The sequence below is a fragment of the Yeosuana aromativorans genome (assembly GCF_014646655.1).
GTDB lineage: Bacteria > Bacteroidota > Bacteroidia > Flavobacteriales > Flavobacteriaceae > Yeosuana > Yeosuana aromativorans.
Window position 1 is genome coordinate 452,964 of record NZ_BMNR01000002.1, and the last position, 17,585, is coordinate 470,548.

General features: G+C 34.6%; 17 protein-coding genes. 6 read left to right on the forward strand and 11 right to left on the reverse strand.

What is annotated here, in order from left to right; all coding sequences use genetic code 11:
• Positions 1-129: 129 nt before the first annotated feature.
• Positions 130-732 carry a hypothetical protein gene (locus tag IEW94_RS05330; RefSeq protein ID WP_188650773.1) on the forward strand — a complete coding sequence of 201 codons (603 nt, stop codon included), beginning with the start codon at positions 130-132 and terminating at the stop codon, positions 730-732.
• Positions 733-789: 57 nt separating this feature from the next.
• Here IEW94_RS05330 and IEW94_RS05335 read toward each other — a convergent pair whose 3' ends face one another.
• Positions 790-2,493, reverse strand: a complete 1,704-nt coding sequence (locus tag IEW94_RS05335) for an ABC1 kinase family protein (protein WP_188650774.1) — start codon at positions 2,491-2,493, stop codon at positions 790-792.
• Positions 2,494-2,497: 4 nt separating this feature from the next.
• The gene (locus IEW94_RS05340) at positions 2,498-2,866 is read right to left on the reverse strand and encodes a hypothetical protein (protein WP_188650776.1); all 369 of its coding nucleotides are present in this window, start codon (positions 2,864-2,866) and stop codon (positions 2,498-2,500) included.
• Positions 2,867-2,997: 131 nt separating this feature from the next.
• Between IEW94_RS05340 and IEW94_RS05345 the strand changes: the two genes are divergently transcribed.
• The 5 genes from IEW94_RS05345 to IEW94_RS05365 all read left to right on the forward strand — a co-directional run bounded on the left by IEW94_RS05345 (position 2,998) and on the right by IEW94_RS05365 (position 6,306).
• Positions 2,998-3,402, forward strand: coding sequence for a CBS domain-containing protein (locus IEW94_RS05345; protein ID WP_188650778.1), 405 nt, complete (start codon positions 2,998-3,000; stop codon positions 3,400-3,402).
• Positions 3,403-3,510: 108 nt separating this feature from the next.
• The gene (locus IEW94_RS05350; RefSeq protein ID WP_188650780.1) at positions 3,511-4,290 is read left to right on the forward strand and encodes a patatin-like phospholipase family protein; all 780 of its coding nucleotides are present in this window, start codon (positions 3,511-3,513) and stop codon (positions 4,288-4,290) included.
• Positions 4,291-4,348: 58 nt separating this feature from the next.
• Entirely contained in the window at positions 4,349-4,612 is a 264-nt protein-coding gene (locus IEW94_RS05355) for a heavy-metal-associated domain-containing protein (protein ID WP_188650781.1), read from the forward strand.
• Between the two features lie 6 nt (positions 4,613-4,618).
• A complete protein-coding gene (locus IEW94_RS05360; protein WP_188650783.1) occupies positions 4,619-5,335 on the forward strand; it encodes a peroxiredoxin in 717 nt (238 codons plus the stop codon).
• The gene (locus IEW94_RS05365) at positions 5,335-6,306 is read left to right on the forward strand and encodes a L,D-transpeptidase (protein ID WP_229669458.1); all 972 of its coding nucleotides are present in this window, start codon (positions 5,335-5,337) and stop codon (positions 6,304-6,306) included. The genes IEW94_RS05360 and IEW94_RS05365 overlap by 1 nt, the downstream gene beginning before the upstream one ends.
• 22 nt (positions 6,307-6,328) lie before the next feature.
• On the opposite strand, the gene IEW94_RS05370 is transcribed toward IEW94_RS05365, so the two are convergent.
• The 9 genes from IEW94_RS05370 to IEW94_RS05410 all read right to left on the reverse strand — a co-directional run bounded on the left by IEW94_RS05370 (position 6,329) and on the right by IEW94_RS05410 (position 17,580).
• The gene (locus IEW94_RS05370) at positions 6,329-7,351 is read right to left on the reverse strand and encodes a 2-hydroxyacid dehydrogenase (protein WP_188650785.1); all 1,023 of its coding nucleotides are present in this window, start codon (positions 7,349-7,351) and stop codon (positions 6,329-6,331) included.
• A gap of 2 nt (positions 7,352-7,353) precedes the next feature.
• Positions 7,354-7,995 (reverse strand): hypothetical protein, encoded by a 642-nt coding sequence (locus IEW94_RS05375; RefSeq protein WP_188650787.1) that lies wholly within the window; start codon positions 7,993-7,995, stop codon positions 7,354-7,356.
• Between the two features lie 182 nt (positions 7,996-8,177).
• Positions 8,178-9,017: an alpha/beta hydrolase gene (locus IEW94_RS05380; protein WP_188650789.1), complete on the reverse strand. Its 840-nt coding sequence runs from the start codon at positions 9,015-9,017 to the stop codon at positions 8,178-8,180.
• Between the two features lie 152 nt (positions 9,018-9,169).
• Positions 9,170-10,267 (reverse strand): glycoside hydrolase family 16 protein, encoded by a 1,098-nt coding sequence (locus tag IEW94_RS05385; protein WP_229669459.1) that lies wholly within the window; start codon positions 10,265-10,267, stop codon positions 9,170-9,172.
• Between the two features lies 1 nt (position 10,268).
• Complete coding sequence (locus IEW94_RS05390; protein WP_188650791.1) at positions 10,269-12,011, reverse strand: cellulase family glycosylhydrolase; 1,743 nt, start codon at positions 12,009-12,011, stop codon at positions 10,269-10,271.
• A 27-nt stretch (positions 12,012-12,038) separates the two neighbouring features.
• Complete coding sequence (locus tag IEW94_RS05395) at positions 12,039-13,505, reverse strand: glycoside hydrolase family 30 protein (protein WP_229669460.1); 1,467 nt, start codon at positions 13,503-13,505, stop codon at positions 12,039-12,041.
• Positions 13,506-13,539: 34 nt separating this feature from the next.
• A complete protein-coding gene (locus IEW94_RS05400) occupies positions 13,540-15,024 on the reverse strand; it encodes a glycoside hydrolase family 30 protein (protein ID WP_229669461.1) in 1,485 nt (494 codons plus the stop codon).
• A 138-nt stretch (positions 15,025-15,162) separates the two neighbouring features.
• A complete protein-coding gene (locus tag IEW94_RS05405) occupies positions 15,163-16,056 on the reverse strand; it encodes a hypothetical protein (protein WP_188650793.1) in 894 nt (297 codons plus the stop codon).
• Positions 16,057-16,068: 12 nt separating this feature from the next.
• Positions 16,069-17,580, reverse strand: a complete 1,512-nt coding sequence (locus IEW94_RS05410; protein ID WP_188650795.1) for a RagB/SusD family nutrient uptake outer membrane protein — start codon at positions 17,578-17,580, stop codon at positions 16,069-16,071.
• Positions 17,581-17,585: the final 5 nt, after the last annotated feature.

The following is a 17,585-nucleotide window of genomic DNA, read 5'->3' on the forward strand; positions in this document are numbered from 1 at the left end:
TGTTACAATTAAATCTAAGGTATTACCACAACATACAAAATGATTAAAGTCAGAACACTTGACTGAGAAAAATCATTGCCAATCAAAGGTTTAGTTTGCATATTTAATATCATCTTAAAACTTATAATCATGAAAACTAAACAGGATATTCAATTTGTGGACAAAATCATTGGGGCCCTTAGAAAATCAGCTATTGAATTGGAAGAATTTCAAGTTAAAGCCGCTTTAGGAAAAGTAGAAGCCCAAGACAAGTATGAAGAGGTCAAGAAAAAATTTAATTTGTTTATTCACGACAGTGAGTTCAAAATAAAAGAAATCAAAGAAAAAATAGAAGAACTCAATACTAAGTTTGATGAACTACGCGTACAATTAGCTTTGGGAAAGGCCGAGACCAAGGAAATCTTTAAAAAACAAAAAAAGCAGATCCTTTCAACTTTACATGAGATTGAAGTCAAAATAAAAACCAATGAAACATTGAATAGAATGTACGCGCTAACGCTCATTGAAATTGAACAATTCAAAATTCAGTTAGAGATCTTGGAACAAAAATTCAAAAAGGACAAAAAAGGAGGAAAAGTCGCTTTTGAAAAAGGAAAACAAGAATTTAATTCTTTTATAGATAGGTTTAAAGGTAAATATGCTAAGAAGAAAGAAGAAACCAAACTAGAGCATTTTCAAAATGAAATTTCTGAAGCCTTCAGCCATTTCAAAAAAGCATTTTCAAAAGCATAACCTGCAAATCTTCAGTAAAAAACGTACTCGCTCAAGTACGTTTTTTGTTTTAAATGGTTAATAATCATAATCGCCCTTTTTAATATTTGACAACAGGCCATACCCAAGTAAAACGGCCAATGAAAAACTTGTCATACCTAAAATGGAAATCCCGTTCCAAAGTGGATGTATCTCAAAAATAATGAACAAGGAAGCACTGATTATCAAAGCGACCATAATAGAAGCCGTAACCAATTGTTTTGTAATTCTTTGTAAGGTATGCACCAGAGGATCAATGCCTTTGTGTGACAAATCAACTTTTATAGTACCTGAATTTATTTTTCGTATGGCATTTTTTAAATCCGTTGGAAAATCTTCCATATAGTTTGTTAGCTCAATAACTGAGTTCACAACTTTTTTACCTATTGTTACAGGATTGTATTTTTGGGTAGCGCTATGTCTCAAATAAGGTTTTACAATTTCAAACACCTCTAGGTTAGGGTCCAGTTTTTCAATAACACCTTCTATGGTCACTAAAGACCTGGCAAAAAGAAAAAAATAAGTAGGCACTATTAATCCGTGGGCAATGATAATGTCTTTGAGTTCCAATAAAATAGTGCTCATTTCATTTTCATGAACATCCCTTACATAATATTTTTCCACAAATTCGTTAATATCAAACTCCAAGGCTCTCATGTCACTTACAGGAGCATGGTTAGAAAGTTGCTGCAATACTTTAATGATTTGTTTTACATCCTTATTGGTGATGGCTATAAATAATTTGCCGAAAATTGAGATATCTCTTGGCAACATACTTCCCATCATACCAAAATCCAAATAACAAATATGACCGTTTGGGAGCACCAATAAATTGCCGGGATGCGGATCTGCATGGAAAAAACCATATTCAAAAATTTGTTTAAAATAACTTATGGCAAGCCGTCTAGCAATAACTTTTGTATCAAATTCCTTACTTAACAACTCATTGATTCTATCTATCTTGATTCCAGACATGAACTCTAAGGCCAGAACCTTTGGTGTTGTAAAATCTGGATATACTCTAGGTGCTTGTGCAAATTGTTCTAATGAACCATCTTTTGCCAGATTGTTGTAAAATCTTTGTACGTTAATGGATTCATTTATGAAATCGAGTTCCTTTAATATAGAATCTTCAAAATTTTTGACCAATCCAACAGGGTCAAAGTTTTTTAAAGACGGTATTCTTCGCTCCAAAACATTAGCAATTTTGTACATGACCTTAATGTCCTCAGTAATGATATCATAAATTCCGGCGCGTTGTATTTTTAAAGCAACCCGTTTACCGGAATGCAAGGTAATTTTGTGTACTTGTGCCATGGATGCCGATGCAAAAGGAATGGGTTCAAACCATGCAAATAAATGTTCCACTCTGCCCTTTAACTCCGTTTCAACAACTTCTTTAGCTACTATTTCAGACATTGGGGGTACATTGTCTTGAAGTTTTTCCAATTCTAAAGTTAATTCCAAAGGAACCAAATCTGGTCTGTTGCTCAATATTTGTCCAAATTTCACAAAAGTTGGTCCCAATTCCTCGCATACCAATCTCATTTTGGCCCATTTACTGAATTTGGCAACATGCTTTTTTGTTGAATTTGGGATTAGTTTTTGAATTAATATGTATTGACTGTTTTCATCTAAATAATGAACCAAATCTTCAAAGCCATATTTTAATAGGACTCTTAGAATTTGATTATATCTAGAGATGGATTTAAATTTTTTTCCAATATCTGTTACAACGCCCATCTTATTATGATTCCAGTTTGTTTAGCCTCGCTTCAAGTAAAGCAACACTTGTCTCAAGTTTTTCGAGTTTGATGTTTAGAGCCTTAATTTCATCTAAGTGAGCAACATTTATTTTTTTGTAGAACTTTGCCACTAGTTCTTCTATTTTTTCATTTAGTTCTTCCCTTAGCTCATGGGCTTTTAAAATTATTTTATCTGCAAACTCGAGTTCATTTCCGTTTTCATCCAATTGGGTTTCAGATAACACCCTATTGATATTGTCTTTGCCTTTTTCTGAAAGCGTATTTATTTTATCCAATAATTTAGTATCTCTTGCTATATAATAAAGGCTTGAGCTTAATGTAAGCAATTCTAATATTGTTTTTGTTTTCATAATGCACGGCTTTAACTTAAAAACACAATTAAATGTATCACTAAATAAAGAGGTTCTAAATGATTTCAATCATTTCAAAAAGCATGCTAATGAGTTATTTTTAATGATATAAAAGACAAAAAAAGAAGGCCATGAAAACCCAATTATCATCAATAATGACAAAACATGTGGTTTGTGTTTCTCCTGAACAAAACTTAATTGATGTCAAGCATATTTATGAGAAGAGAAACTTCCATCATCATATTCCTGTGGTTGAAAACAATAAGTTAGTGGGAATGGTCAGTTTAATAGATTTTATGTACAACATTTCAGGGGCTGGAATTAATGATGACAATACTGTATATAGTGAATTGACCGTTAAAGACATCATGACCCAAAAACCATTTTATTTAACAACAATGTCCACCATTGAAGACGCAGCCAAGGTTTTGATTGAAGGTAATTATCATGCCATACCTATTGTTGAGGACGACCGGCTGGTCGGGATCATATCAACAGCAGACCTGATAAAATTTTTCCTAAGCAAGGCATCATAATCCATTAAGAATGTTCAAACCCTTTTTTAGAATCCATTTGATGCTGATAACGATCATTGTCCACACTAATAACATCCAGTACTTTCCCAATATAATAATTCATTAAAAATGACTACTGGGTTAGTCCTCTCCGGAGGAGGTATGCGTGGAGCTGCACATATTGGAGCTATAAAAGCCCTTGAAGAACATGATATATTTCCAACCCACATTGCCGGTACAAGTGCCGGTGCTGTAGTAGGCGCTCTTTATGCTTATGGCCACAGTTGTGAGGACATGTTAACATTTCTCAAAGGGATTAATATATTGGACATAAAAAAATATGCTCTAAATAAGCCTGGCCTTATTGATGCTGAAAAATTTTACCCTGGCTTTAAGACCTGTCTTAAAAATGACGATTTTTCATCTCTGAAAAAGCAATTGACCATAACCGCTACAAATATTTTAAACGGTAAACTAGAAATTTTTAAGACCGGCGAATTGATTAGGCCTGTTTTAGCCTCGGCAGCAATACCGGGGATTTTTGCTCCAGTAAAAATCAATGACTCTTATTATGTTGATGGGGGCACACTAAATAATTTCCCAGTTGAACTATTAAAATCAACATGCGATAAAATTATTGGAATCTATGTCAATAGTTTTGATGATATAAAAATCAAGGATTTAAAGCATTCTTATAATGTCATAGAAAGGGCTTTTATAATAAAATCTGTTGATGAGGACTTAAAAAAGTTCAACGACTGTGATTTAATTATATCCCCAAAAGGATTAAATAAATTTGGGGTTTTTGACAAAAACCATCTTAACGATATCTTCAACCTTGGTTATGAAGCCACTAAAAAAGAATTAACAAACAATAATAAATTTTCAATGAAAACAATGGCAGACTGATACTGATCATTTCCGTTTTTTTATTGGACACTTATCTTTATAAACATAATATCATCACATGAAAACTACTTTATATATACATAATTTAAAATGTCCGAACTGTGAGACAATTATTATAGAAAAGCTTTCTAAGCTAAAACATATAACTAATGTTTTTATTAAAAGACAATATGCCACAGTAACCTTTGAGCATGAAACAGCTAAAGATATTGATTTGGTAAAAGCTACCCTTACAAAAATGGGTTATCCCCCTTTTGGTGAAAAAAACAATTTAATTAAAAAAACAAAATCCTATCTGAGCTGTGCAGTAAACAAAAAATAAAAAAAAATGGAAACACTATTTCAAGAACAAATCATTTCAATTCCAAGAATTGGAGATTATGCACCAGAATTTAAAGCAGTAACAACACAAGGCCCTATTAATTTTCCTTCGGATTACAAAGGCAAATGGGTCATTTTATTTAGTCACCCGGCAGATTTTACTCCCGTTTGCACATCAGAGTTTATCACTTTTGCTAGCCTAGAAAACAAGTTTGCTAAAGCCAATTGCAAATTGATAGGCCTCTCTATTGATGGATTATATAGCCATATAGCATGGTTAAGAACCATTAAAGAGAAAATCAAATTTAAAGGCTTAAAAAATGTAGAAGTAAAATTTCCTTTAATTGAAGATATTACTATGGAAATAGCCAAAAAATATGGCATGATTCAACCTGGCGAAAGTAAGACACAAGCTGTGAGAGCCGTATTTTTTATAGATCCCAAAGGTATTGTTAGAGCTCTTATTTATTATCCGTTGAGTTTAGGTAGAAATTTTGATGAGATTTACAGAGCGTTAATTGCTATGCAAACGGCAGATAAGTTTGCGGTTGCAACACCCGCAGATTGGAACCCCGGTGATGATGTAATCATTTCGCCCGCTGGTTCCTGTGGTGTAGCCGAAGAACGAATGACCACCAAAAACGGGTTGACTTGTGAAGATTGGTTTTTCTGTACCAAAAAACTGGACAAAGACACTGTTTTAAGTGAGCTGATAAAAAATTAATGTCAAAAAAAGCTAACAAGATGTTTTCTAAATTAAGTTTTCCACTTTTTTTGGTATTCATCTTGTTAGTTATTTCCATAAAGTTTTGCTGCCCTAATAATCCAAATTACCTCATTGTATCATCAACTTTTAAAAACAATCAAGTATTAAATAAAGTCTATAAGCCAGCTAATATTGTGGTTGACAAACCAATAACGGTTGGAAATTATTTTAAATTTATAGACTCAATTGTTCAAAAATATGACTCAGTAACGTCCTATCGTTTAACTGAACACCTTTTGGTTAGAGCCAATCCATGGATTATTGATACACTGAAAAACACCGATTATTACACGATGAAAAACAAGGGACGATTTGTGTATGATCAAAAAAAGATTGTTGTGCTTCATAAAGGTGATTCAATTTTATTGCCCGATTCAGCATTAGCAAAAAAAATACTTCAATCGTTTCAAAACACGATGATTGATATCAATATTCCGGAGTTCAAGCTACGTATCATTGAAGATTCAAATGTGTTATATGAATGTCCCATTCGAGTGGGACGCCCCGAAATGAAGTTCCTTAAAATGAGTAACAGGGTGACGGATTTAAGAACCAAAACAGGCACTGGTTTTATAGTAAATCACGTCCGTAATCCTAATTATTACAATCCTGTAAATGGACATCAATATTTTGTTACCAAAAGAGACGACCTTATCGTAACGGCATTGCCACAAATACCCTTTATAGAAACAGAAATAAATGGTATACGAAACGGGCAACTTATCCATCCTACAACAAACCCTGTAACTTTAGGGAAAGCCTATTCAAATGGCTGTATAGGTACTAAAGAAGGTGATGCTTGGGTTATTTACTATTATGCTCCAATTGGCACAAAAATCAATATACGTTATGATTTACAGGTGAATGATTCTTTAGGTCAAAAGATTACTTTAAAGGATATTTACAATCAAAATACAGCCTTAAACTAGTCTGGATTTCTGGAAAAAAAAGTTAAGCCGACACACTTTTATTGGTACTGCCAGAAAAATGCAGCTCATTTTCTGTTTCCTTGTTATCATTCCAGCAATTTAAATTATAAATAGTGGTTTCTGCAATATTTGTAAGTGCTTCTTCAGTTAAAAAAGCATGGTGTCCTGTAATAAGTACATTTGGTAGCGCATTAAGTTTTATAAGCATATCATCCTTTGGAATATCATAAGAATGATCTTTAAAGAAAACATTCCTTTCGTGCTCATATACATCCATGCCCAATCCAGAAATACGCTTGCTTAACAAAGCATCAATAATATCTTTGGTGTTAATTACAGCTCCTCTGGCAGTATTGATTACAATGCAATTTGGTTTCATTAAATCAATTAGCTCTTTGCTTATTAAATGATGTGTTTCAGAGTTTAAAGGCACATGAATGCTAATGATATCTGATGTTTTGCAAAGCTCTTTAAGTGTAACATATTTTAAGTGATATGAAACAGACAATTTTTTATTTTCCAAAATATCAAAGCCCAATAAATTACATCCAAAACCATGCATGATCCTAGTCATCACAGATCCTATTTTGCCAGTACCAATAATCCCAACGGTTTTGCCATATAAATCAAAACCAATAAGGTTATTAATGTCAAAATTAAATTGTTTTACCCGTTGATTTGATACTATTATCTTTCTGTTTAAAGCTTGTAGAATGGCAAGTGCATGCTCTGCAATTGCATATGGTGAGTAAATAGGTACATTGGCCACTTTAATACCCAAGTTCTGCGCTGTAAAAAGGTTAACATTGTCATGCCCAACAGACCTTAGCGTGATATATTTTACTCCAAAATCCTTTAATTTTTCCAAAACTATGTTGGATACCATATCACTTGAAAATACTGAAATAGCATTATAACTAATAGCTTTCATGGCAGTTTCTGATGACAATACATCTTTGATGAATGTTATCTTATGCTTGCCCCTATTGGCGTCTTCTAAATATTCAATCTCAAAATCTTTTGAGCTGTATACAAGTACTTTCATTTTTATTGTTTGACATTTGAAGAAATAATCGCTTCATTTTCCAAAGACTTAATAATACTTTTTACATAATCTTTAACTGTGGTATTAATAGCTTTTGGATCAACAATATCATAGGAAGCAACCCATACCAATGACTTGACATTATCTTCCTTCAAATCATATAATGTTGCCTCAATGTTGTAAATATTATATTTTTCATAGTAAGAGGGATCAAGATATATGTCTTGATACATATAATAATAAGGTCTAAAACGTCTCCAATAATAATCTCTTCTGTAAATATCTGAAGAATAAGCAACTTTTTCTTTTACACCTTTTACTGCTGATATTAAAATGGCATCAAACCCGTTATGAGCAAGTCTTTCAACTTCATTTTGAATATTCTCTTCAGTTTGTCTTACGCTTGTAAATTCAGTTTTAAACACGTCAAAACTCTCAACGGCATGTATACCTCTCTCTTCAAGCGATAATACCAATTGCTCTTCAAATACCCTCCTAGCTGTTAGATTATCCGTCAAACCAACTACCAAGATTTTTTTAGGGCTATAGCCTGTATAGTCTTTGTTGACCCAACTATCTATTGTTCTTACAGAAGAACAATCCAGTAACAACAACATTATTAATAAATAAAAAAACGCTTTCATTGGTTAACATTTACTCTAATAAAACTATCAGAATATATAGTAAAGCACAATGATAAATATCAGTGATTTTTATAAGAATAGACACAAATTAATCACAAGTGAAGATAAAAATCCTTGAAAAAAATGTTAAGATACCTTGATAGCAATAACTCTTATTAAAATTAAATTTATTTAATGCTATATTATTCTTCTGTTTTGAGATTCTTAGCATTCTTAATCCGTTCTATTTCTCTCAACACCAAGGGAAACACAGGCTCAGTCATATTATGCCCATAGCCTTCAAGTTCATATAAAACGGTTTCTTTATGTCCCACAATTTTCATCATACGCATGAGGTAAGCATTTTCTTCATAACGCCCCAACATTTCCATCTCTCTATCTCCAGTAATCAGCAATAGTGGTGGTGCATCAGCCCGAACATGAAATAAAGGCGCTAAGCTATCCACAACTGGTTGTGTTCCTGGTATGCCCCGTTCTTCACGAACAGTAAAATGCGTAATGGTATGTCCACTAAGTGGGATAAGACCGGCAATCTTATTGGCATCAATATCATATTTACCAAGCCAACTCGTATCCAAACCAATCATACTGGTTAAATAGCCACCAGCCGAATGACCTGAAACAAAAATTAGCGAGTCATTTCCACCATAATGTTCAATGTTTTTAAACACCCAGCTTACAGCAGCAGCTGCATCTTCAATATATTTAGGAGCTTTTACCTTTGGATAGAGCCTGTAATTTACTGCAACTACGGCTATACCTTTTTCTTTAAGTGCTGAAGGTATTTCTTTATTTCCCCCAGTTAAGCCACCACCATGAAACCAAACCAAAGTTGCAAATCCCTCACTATTTTTTGGATAATAAATATCCAAAACACAGCGCTCATTAATATAAGAATCTGAATTGTTAATGCTTTCACTGTAATAGTGAATGTCATTTTTTGTTATATATGAAGAGTTCTGGCCACATAATATCATGGCATTAAACTGCACACATAATAATAACCAAAACACTCTGCTCATAACTAACTTAATTAAAATGATTTATTCAAAGATATAAACTCTAACCCTATTTATTCAACACACATGAAAAGTTGAATTACCTAGACTTATGTTTACAATTTTTATATGGAAAATTCCTAAAAATATTAAACCCTAATTGCTCAATTGCACTATTATTGATAAACACGAACATAATCTATCTCCATGGTAGAACTTTGAAAGCTATCACTAATTGTACCACCTAAATTCCCACCCATGGCAACATTCAAAATGATGAACTGATTACTTGTAAATGGCCAGTTTTGATTATTTTTAGGTGACGGATTATATGTGTAATACACCTCATCATCCAATAAAAAAGTAATGCTGTTTTCTGTCCAAATCATGGAATACAAATGGAATTCTGTGGTTTCATTTGAAACAGAAACGGATTTATGGTTGATAGTGGCTCCATAGCTTGAAGTTGTGTGCAAAGCACTAGATACCTGTCCTAGGTTATTGCCTACATGCTCCATAATATCTATCTCACCGCATGCTGGCCAACCAACCGAACCAATATTTGCTCCCAGTAACCAAATGGCTGGCCATGTTCCACTGCCATCTGGTAGTTTGGCTCGAACATCTATTCTTCCGTAGGTAAACTCAAATTTACCAGAAGTAAGCATTCTGGCCGAGGTAAATGCATACCCTTGGTAATTTTCTCTTTGAGCCGTAATTTTTAAAACACCATTTTCTACTTTGGCATTATCCAATCTATTGGTATAATATTCGGATTCATTGTTGCCCCAACCATTATCGCCATTACCAATATCATACCCCCAATTGGCCGGGTTTGGGCTTCCATCTTGATTAAACTCATCCTGCCAAACCAGTTGCAAATTGTTGTCGGCGGCTTTTACAAAAACGGTTACCGAAATGGTCTTGCTTACAAAATTAAGACCATTATATGCCGAAACAATAACGGTATAAGTTTTTATACCTGGCGTAGTAAATGTATAGCTAAACTCATTTTGTGTAAGCGTTAAGGTTTCGCTGTTTATCAAAACCTTGTATGAGGTGGCATTTGATGCAGAGATAATGAAATTGACCTCTCCACTTCCATCCCCATTAGGTTTTTCACTGTCTTTTCCAACTATATTTGCCGTAATGGAAAGATTGGATGGTTTTGTAATTTCATTGGCAGGATCTTCCCCACCACTGCTGCTACAAGACATAAAAACCAGTAGTAAAAACAAAGCAATGGGTTTGATATAATATAAAAAATTGAACATTTTAATTATAGTTTTGTTTAAAATTTAGATAATTCAAATTAAACCCACCAGTATCAAACACGACTTTAATCTTGTTGATTCCCTTGTTAAGTTTTATTGATGACAGTGTCACTTGCTTATAAGAAACATTGCTTCCTGTTGATGGAAGCGAAACCAGTTCTGATTTTTCGCCATTTTGAAGTTCCAAATGGAGTTGACCCATAGTATTCTCACTTGAGTAACGTATGATAACTTTATAGTCAGATGATTGTAATGCGTTAACTGTAAACAACAACCATTCACCGTTCTTTATATCAAACACTTCATATCCATTGGAGTTTTCGTCTTGGCAAATTTGTATATCAACACCGTCATTTCGCATAACGCCTCCTTTATTCCAATCGCCTTGTATTCCTGTATCTACTTTATAATTAATAAAATCATCATCTAAATACGCATAACCATTAGTTCCCAAGTCATATTCAGAAGCATAGATGGTTCCGGGAATGGTATGTGCTTTATAAGGTTTGGTTTCATTAGTTTGTATTTGCCTGAACATGGCGTCAATAACATCTGTCTTTATTGTTACATGTTCCATTTTGTAATTTTCAGCTAATTGCATCAATGCATTTTTAGCAAATTCCTTTGATGGTTTTTTACCACCCTTACTCCAGTATTCACGAATGGTTTCATAACCTGGGTTTTTGGTAACAGAAGTTACACCGGCAATGTTCTCTACCTTTTTCATGGGCCAAAATGCCCAACCAATATTATTTGATTCCACTAAGGAAATAGCATCTTTAAACCATACATTGGAATTTTCACCACTTTCACCCAGCCAAATAGGGATATTGTAATGTGAACGGTAATCCAACATCTTTTGTATGGATCCCTTGGTATTATAATTCCAATACTTATGGAAACTTAACACCATATTGTCATCCCATACTGGCAAAATACCTTCATAATTATTCCCCCAACAATTACCTTCAATAATAATGATATGATTATTGTCAACTTCCCTAATAGCTTTGGTTACACGCATCATTAATTCCCTTAAAGGCGCATTTGAGGTTTCATCACAACCATTGGGGTTGGTGCCAGTAAAATTCCAATTAGGTTCATTAATAATATCATAACCACCAATCCAAGGTTGGTCTTTATAACGTTCTGCCAATTTTTTCCAAAGTGCAATCATTTTTTCTTGATTGGCTTCACTTTCCCAAAGTGATGGCTTTGTTTTATCATAATCTGAAATATTGGCATCATTTCCCTGACCACCAGGTGCACCGTGCAAATCCAAAATAAGGTACATTTTATTATCAGCACACCACTGTAATAAACTATCAGTCATTGTGAAACCTTTTTCCAACCACGATACATCACCGTTGTTTTCATTTTCAATGGGAGGTGTAAAAAGATTATAATGCATGGGCAACCTTATCGAATTAAAACCCCAGGCTTTCAGTGAATCTATATCACGTTTGGTGATTCCATTTGCTCTGTAGGCTTCGTAGAATTCTTCAGTATTTTCAGGTCCAACTAATTCTTGAATTTTTTGTTTAATAACATGTTGTGGCCCCGCAAAAGCTCCGGTCTGTATCATATAACCTTCTTGAATCATCCAGCCGCCAAGCCCTAAACCACGAAGTAGAACATTTTGGCCATTTCCATCTACAATTTTCTGGCCCTCACTATGTAAAAACCCTTGTCCATAAATGGATGTACACAAAACTGCAAAAAAATATATAATTGTTTTCTTCATTTCAAATCCTGATAAATACTTGTTAATTTATTCCCAAACATAGGTGCCAACTGCCCCCGCTGCCAATGAGGTCACAAACCATTTACCGTTGTATTTTACATTAAACGTTGTGCTTAAGTCTCCATTATTTTCAACAATTAAAACCTTTTTTCCATTAGGCGTTTTAAAAGCAACATTTTGTATGTCACCTGAGATGTTAGAACCTATTCTAACCGAACCAGATGGAACAAATTTTGATGCATGGGCAATTATATAGTATGCAACATTTCTGGTGATATTACCACCAGAACTAATGGTTAAAGCACCTTTACATGTTGAACAGCCACCATCTGTGTGCGGTTCAAAGGCTGGATTATTGGCGAGATTCCATTCCAAAGCATTTTTGCTCCAATTTCTCATGGAACCAATAATCACATTTGCCAAATGCCACTTTAAATCTCCTGCAAAATCACTTGAGGAGGATGTGTATTGTTCTGTAAAATATAGGTTTTTATTGGGAAACGAATTATGAACGGTTGAAAGCGCACTGATATTGCCAGCATATAAATGAAATGCTGAACCATCAATAAACTTATTGGCATCTGGATCATTTAAGACAGTAATTGGATAATCTGGACGATCACAGTTGTGGTCCCAAACTATTATTTTAGTTGTGATATTGGCACTGGTAAATGCTGGTCCTAAATGATTTTTAATAAAGTCTGCCTGTTCTACCGCACTCATCACCATGCTTGGATTATTACCCCCATGCTGTGGCTCGTTTTGAACGGTAATAGCATCAACAGTAATACCCAGATTTTTCATTTCCTGAATATATTTTACAAAATATTGCGCATAGGCTCCATAATATTGAGGCTGCAAACTACCACCTATTGTACTATTGTTGTCTTTCATCCAAACTGGAGCAGACCATGGAGATCCCAATATTTTAATGTTTGGGTTTATTTGTAAAATATCCTGCAAGACACTTATAACGCCGTTTAAGTCTGGCTCTAAACTAAAATTACTTAATGTTTCATCTGTTTGCCCTGCGGGAACATCATCATAGCTAAATGGAGCTTCGTTTAAATCGGAAGCACCTATGCTGATTCTTAGATAGCTTATTGAAATGGAATTTTCAGAATTACCAAACAGTTCTTGCAATAACTCCGTTCTTTTTGTTGAACTTAATCCATTGATGACTTCTGCACTTCCTCCTGTTAGCGTAAAACCAAATCCATCTATGCTTTGATATGTTTGACTTTCATCTACCGTAATGTTAGGGTAATTGTTGAAAGTAGTGTTAAAGCTCAAAACCGTGGACTGTTTCTTTAATAAGTCATTTTTGTTTGCTGTTGTTAACCAAAAATCCACATCATTGGTTGCTACTGGGTTCTCGGGCGGATTAGGAGAAGGATTTGGGTCTTCTGGCTCATTTGTACTACCAGATGAACAATTTACCTGAAGCATTAAACTAAACAAGGATATTATAGAGACAATGAGGCTTTTCTTCATTATTATAAACATTTATATTATATTTTTAACAGTTTTAATACACTAATGATTGAATGGCATGGGCTGGGATTTCAATTAGGGCTTGTTCATCATTTACAAGTAGTTTATAAACTATTTTTTGGTCACTTGAATTCATGACCACAGTAACCATTGTTCCATCTGTGTTTAAAAATGATGTGCTTAATAAAACGCTTCTACTAACCGAAGTACTTACCCGTTTTGCTCCTGGACGAATGAATTTAGAAAAATGCCCTATGTAATAATATGAAGGTGTGAAAATTAATTCACCAGTATTTGTATTGGCATGCACAGGTGCAAAACAAAAATTACCCACATGATTTGGCCCACCATTTTGGTCCAATAAAATGTTCCAATCTGTCCACCCTACGGTACCATTATTAAAATCGTGAATCATACTTTCACCGTAATGCTCACCATTTGGCCAAAATTGTAATTTATTCGCATCAAATTTGTCGTTACAACCTTCGGTAAATAATAGTTTTTTTGAAGGATAATCCTCATTCACTCTTTTTACGTTATCAAACATAGGTTTGCCACCAGACCATGTCTCATACCAATGAAAGCCCATTCCCCAAACGTATTTTGAAGCTTCGGGGTCATTGTAAATAACATTGGCTCTATGGGTCATCAAATCCCTGTTATGGTCCCAAACAATTATTTTTTTATCACTCCACCCAAGCTTTTTAAAAGTTGGTCCCAGGTTATTTTTTATAAAATCGCGTTCTGCTTCTGCAGTGTATATACACGATTCCCATGTTTGAATTGCCATAGGTTCATTTTGAACAGTAATCCCCCATATAGGAATTCCCTCTTTTTCATAAGCCTTTATAAATTTCACAAAATAATTTGCCCATGGTTGGTAGCATTCTGGTAATAAAATTCCACCATGCAACATATCGTTGTTGTTTTTCATAAATGCAGGCGGACTCCATGGACTTGCAAAAGTAACCAGTCCATTTGCCTTTTGTATAGCCCTCTTTATCATTGGAATGCGATATTGTCTATCCTTTTCAATGCTAAACGTGCTCAACGTTGAGTCTCCTTCTTTTATATAGGTGTAACTTTCACTACTAAAATCACAACTGTGTATTGTTGTTCTCATTAAAGAATATCCTATCCCTTTGTCTTTACTGTAATAAGCAGTTATCAATTGGTCTTGAGTTTCTGTATCCAACTTATAAAAAGTTTCTGCACTGGCATCAGTAATGGCACCACCTATCCCTATAAATGTTTGGAACGTTTTTTTAGGCTCAACAAAAACACTAATCTCTTTTTCTTTAGGTTGTTTTGTTTCGGAAAATGTTAGATTCTCAATTTTTGTTAATCTTAAATTTGTACTATCGGCTGTTGTGTAAACGGATATAGTTTTTCCTTTTGCAGAAAACTCCATATTGGCTTCTGGTTGGATAGACAGATTATTGTCTTTCAGTTTTTTGTTGCAAGACATGATTATAACGCAAACAGAGAAAACGATATATAGGTTCTTAGGTGTCATCATTTGTTTTAAAAAATTGATTTCATTTTAATTGATTTAGATTGTCTGAAAGTAAGTTAGAATTGAAAATAGCCCATAATCATGATGAAAAGAGTATAGGCTATTTAACAATTAACTAAACTCAAACAAACTCAATTTTTACTAGTTAGTGCCTCTCATTTCTACGTTGGTTATTGCAATACCATCTCTCATATCATTACCACCACCTCTAATTACTAAATATGCCGTTCCTGTAGCTGTAGCAACAAATTTTCCTGGCTCATTAGGATAGGTAATTGCACCAAGATCACATCCAACAACTGATAACTTTCCACTAAATGGGTCACCACCGCATCCAGCCCAAGTATTAATGGTCATAAGTTTTCCGCCTTCATTATAATCGCCTGATGTTGTAGGAACACTATATCCACAATAAATCTCAAACCAAGTATCAGAAACACCTGAAGTGGAGCTTACAAGCATATCAATTTGATATGTTTTTCCTTCTATTACATCAACGGCTTGATAAATACCTCTACCGCCGTACCCTGAAGCGGTTAAAGTGGCTTTTCCATTAGCAAAAGTCCATACACCATCCGAACTTCCTGTACCTCCTATTGTCCATTGTGCTATATCTTCGGGTGTGGCAAATTTTCCACCTTTAACAATATTTCCAGAATTAGGATCAGATTCATCTACAGTTAATTCCTGTGAGGACATATAAGTAGCTCCACCTTTTGCAACTGCAGTATGGGAAAGTGTGTATGTGCCTGCATCAGGTAAAAAAATCTCTTCATTGACTTTGCCACGAAACATTCCAGATCCATCACCAACATCCCACCAATTTGTTATTACATTAGCTGTTGATTGGGCCTGTAAAGTATACCTATTTGTAACACCATTAACAGGGGTCACCGTGAAGGACGCATCAATATCTGTAGCTGCCAAACCATTGTTTTTAAAGGAATCTTCGGGTTGACACGCTGTCATTAGTATCATGCTTATCAAGCTAAACATGATTACTGAATATTTTGTTATTCTGATTTTTATATTCATGAGAACTTTATTTTAGTAATTAGGATTTTGAACAAGTTTAGTGCCTTCCAATTCCCTAAACGGAATTGGCAATACTTCATTCTTGCCTGAAACGAAGCCTTCGTCTGCCAGTACTGTGGCTGCTTTGCCCCATCTAACAAGATCAAACCATCTATGGCCTTCTCCTGCCAATTCTAATCGGCGCTCTTTCATAATGGCATCCATTGAAACGGGTACAGAAGGCAAACCAACTCTTGCTCTTACAGCATCCAAAAGAGCTTGTGCTCTAGCTCCTGATGCTCCTAAAGCTTCAGCTTCTAACAAATACGTGTCAGCCAAACGAATGATGTAAACATGTTGCTGGTAGTTTAATTCTTTATTCCCTCCTCCGGTAGATGCGTCACTATTAAGAGGCATGAACTTTTTAAGATAGTAGCCCTTATCTTGATCGCCCAACACATAATCTATTTGATTTGCAGCTTTCATGGCTCCCAAATTTGCTACGGTAGCATCTAAACGTGGGTCATTTTTTATAGCATCATAAAAATTTTGTGTGAAAACATTAAAACTCCAACCGGGGGCATAATCTGGGGCAGAGTTATCCAATCTTGAATAACTTCTTGGACCTACCATAATGTTTATAGTGTTTCCTTCATCACTACCTGAACCCCAATTGCCCCAACCAGCATTACTTTTATTAGTGTTGGCTGTTTCTAAGATAGATTCAGAATTGAATTTGTTACTGAAGTCCCATAAATCGGCAAAATTATCCAATAACTTATATCCATATTGACTGGTACCACCTGGTGTTCCATTTACTTCTGCCAGTTCAGTTGCTGCTTGTGCATTTTTTCCATCGTATAAATAAACTTTGCCAAGCAAAGCTTGCGCTGCTCCCTTAGTTAATCTTGCCCCTTCTGTGGCAATATCAATAGTACTGGGCAGACCTGCTTTAGCTTCTTCCAAGTCTGCTTCAATTTGTGCATAAACATCTGCTTTTGGAGCTTGTTCTATGTTATAAATATCATTGGCTGAAACAGGTTCTGTCATCAAAGGAATGTTTCCAAACATTTTGACCAATTGAAAATAAAAATACCCTCTTAACGCTTTTACCTCTGCTGTAAAACGCTTTTTTGTATTGTCATCCATAGGAACGTCTGGCAATTTTTTTAACATAACATTGGCTCTAAAAATGCCTTGATAATAATCATTCCAGTAGCTTACTGGCATGTTTCCTGGGTCAATTGTATAATGGGCAAAACCATGAATACCAGCACCATCATCTGGTCCACCGCCACCTGCATAATGGTCATCTGATGCCGCGTTCATAAATGTCACCATATTTTCAAACCCTCCTGATTCTTTACCTACTTTGTCATAAACTGCTATCACACCAGAAAATGCTTGCGCTTCATCTTGATAATAATTGTCTTCCAAGAATGTTCCCTTGGGTTGTAACTCTATATAATCTTTACTACAAGAGACTATTGCCACTACGGTAAAAATTACAGTTAATATCAAATAATTTAAATTCTTTAGTTTCATAATCT

Bases quoted from the DNA above. Each gene is read 5' to 3' on its own strand.
- IEW94_RS05370 (WP_188650785.1), bottom strand. From the start codon at position 7,351: ATGAAAGTACTTGTATACAGCTCAAAAGATTTTGAGATTGAATATTTA.
- IEW94_RS05365 (WP_229669458.1), top strand. From the start codon at position 5,335: ATGTCAAAAAAAGCTAACAAGATGTTTTCTAAATTAAGTTTTCCACTT.
- IEW94_RS05350 (WP_188650780.1), top strand. From the start codon at position 3,511: ATGACTACTGGGTTAGTCCTCTCCGGAGGAGGTATGCGTGGAGCTGCA.
- IEW94_RS05405 (WP_188650793.1), bottom strand. From the start codon at position 16,056: ATGAATATAAAAATCAGAATAACAAAATATTCAGTAATCATGTTTAGC.
- IEW94_RS05385 (WP_229669459.1), bottom strand. From the start codon at position 10,267: ATGTTCAATTTTTTATATTATATCAAACCCATTGCTTTGTTTTTACTA.
- IEW94_RS05395 (WP_229669460.1), bottom strand. From the start codon at position 13,505: ATGAAGAAAAGCCTCATTGTCTCTATAATATCCTTGTTTAGTTTAATG.
- IEW94_RS05335 (WP_188650774.1), bottom strand. From the start codon at position 2,493: ATGGGCGTTGTAACAGATATTGGAAAAAAATTTAAATCCATCTCTAGA.
- IEW94_RS05380 (WP_188650789.1), bottom strand. From the start codon at position 9,017: ATGAGCAGAGTGTTTTGGTTATTATTATGTGTGCAGTTTAATGCCATG.
- IEW94_RS05410 (WP_188650795.1), bottom strand. From the start codon at position 17,580: ATGAAACTAAAGAATTTAAATTATTTGATATTAACTGTAATTTTTACC.
- IEW94_RS05375 (WP_188650787.1), bottom strand. From the start codon at position 7,995: ATGAAAGCGTTTTTTTATTTATTAATAATGTTGTTGTTACTGGATTGT.
- IEW94_RS05390 (WP_188650791.1), bottom strand. From the start codon at position 12,011: ATGAAGAAAACAATTATATATTTTTTTGCAGTTTTGTGTACATCCATT.
- IEW94_RS05340 (WP_188650776.1), bottom strand. From the start codon at position 2,866: ATGAAAACAAAAACAATATTAGAATTGCTTACATTAAGCTCAAGCCTT.
- IEW94_RS05355 (WP_188650781.1), top strand. From the start codon at position 4,349: ATGAAAACTACTTTATATATACATAATTTAAAATGTCCGAACTGTGAG.
- IEW94_RS05345 (WP_188650778.1), top strand. From the start codon at position 2,998: ATGAAAACCCAATTATCATCAATAATGACAAAACATGTGGTTTGTGTT.
- IEW94_RS05400 (WP_229669461.1), bottom strand. From the start codon at position 15,024: ATGATGACACCTAAGAACCTATATATCGTTTTCTCTGTTTGCGTTATA.
- IEW94_RS05330 (WP_188650773.1), top strand. From the start codon at position 130: ATGAAAACTAAACAGGATATTCAATTTGTGGACAAAATCATTGGGGCC.
- IEW94_RS05360 (WP_188650783.1), top strand. From the start codon at position 4,619: ATGGAAACACTATTTCAAGAACAAATCATTTCAATTCCAAGAATTGGA.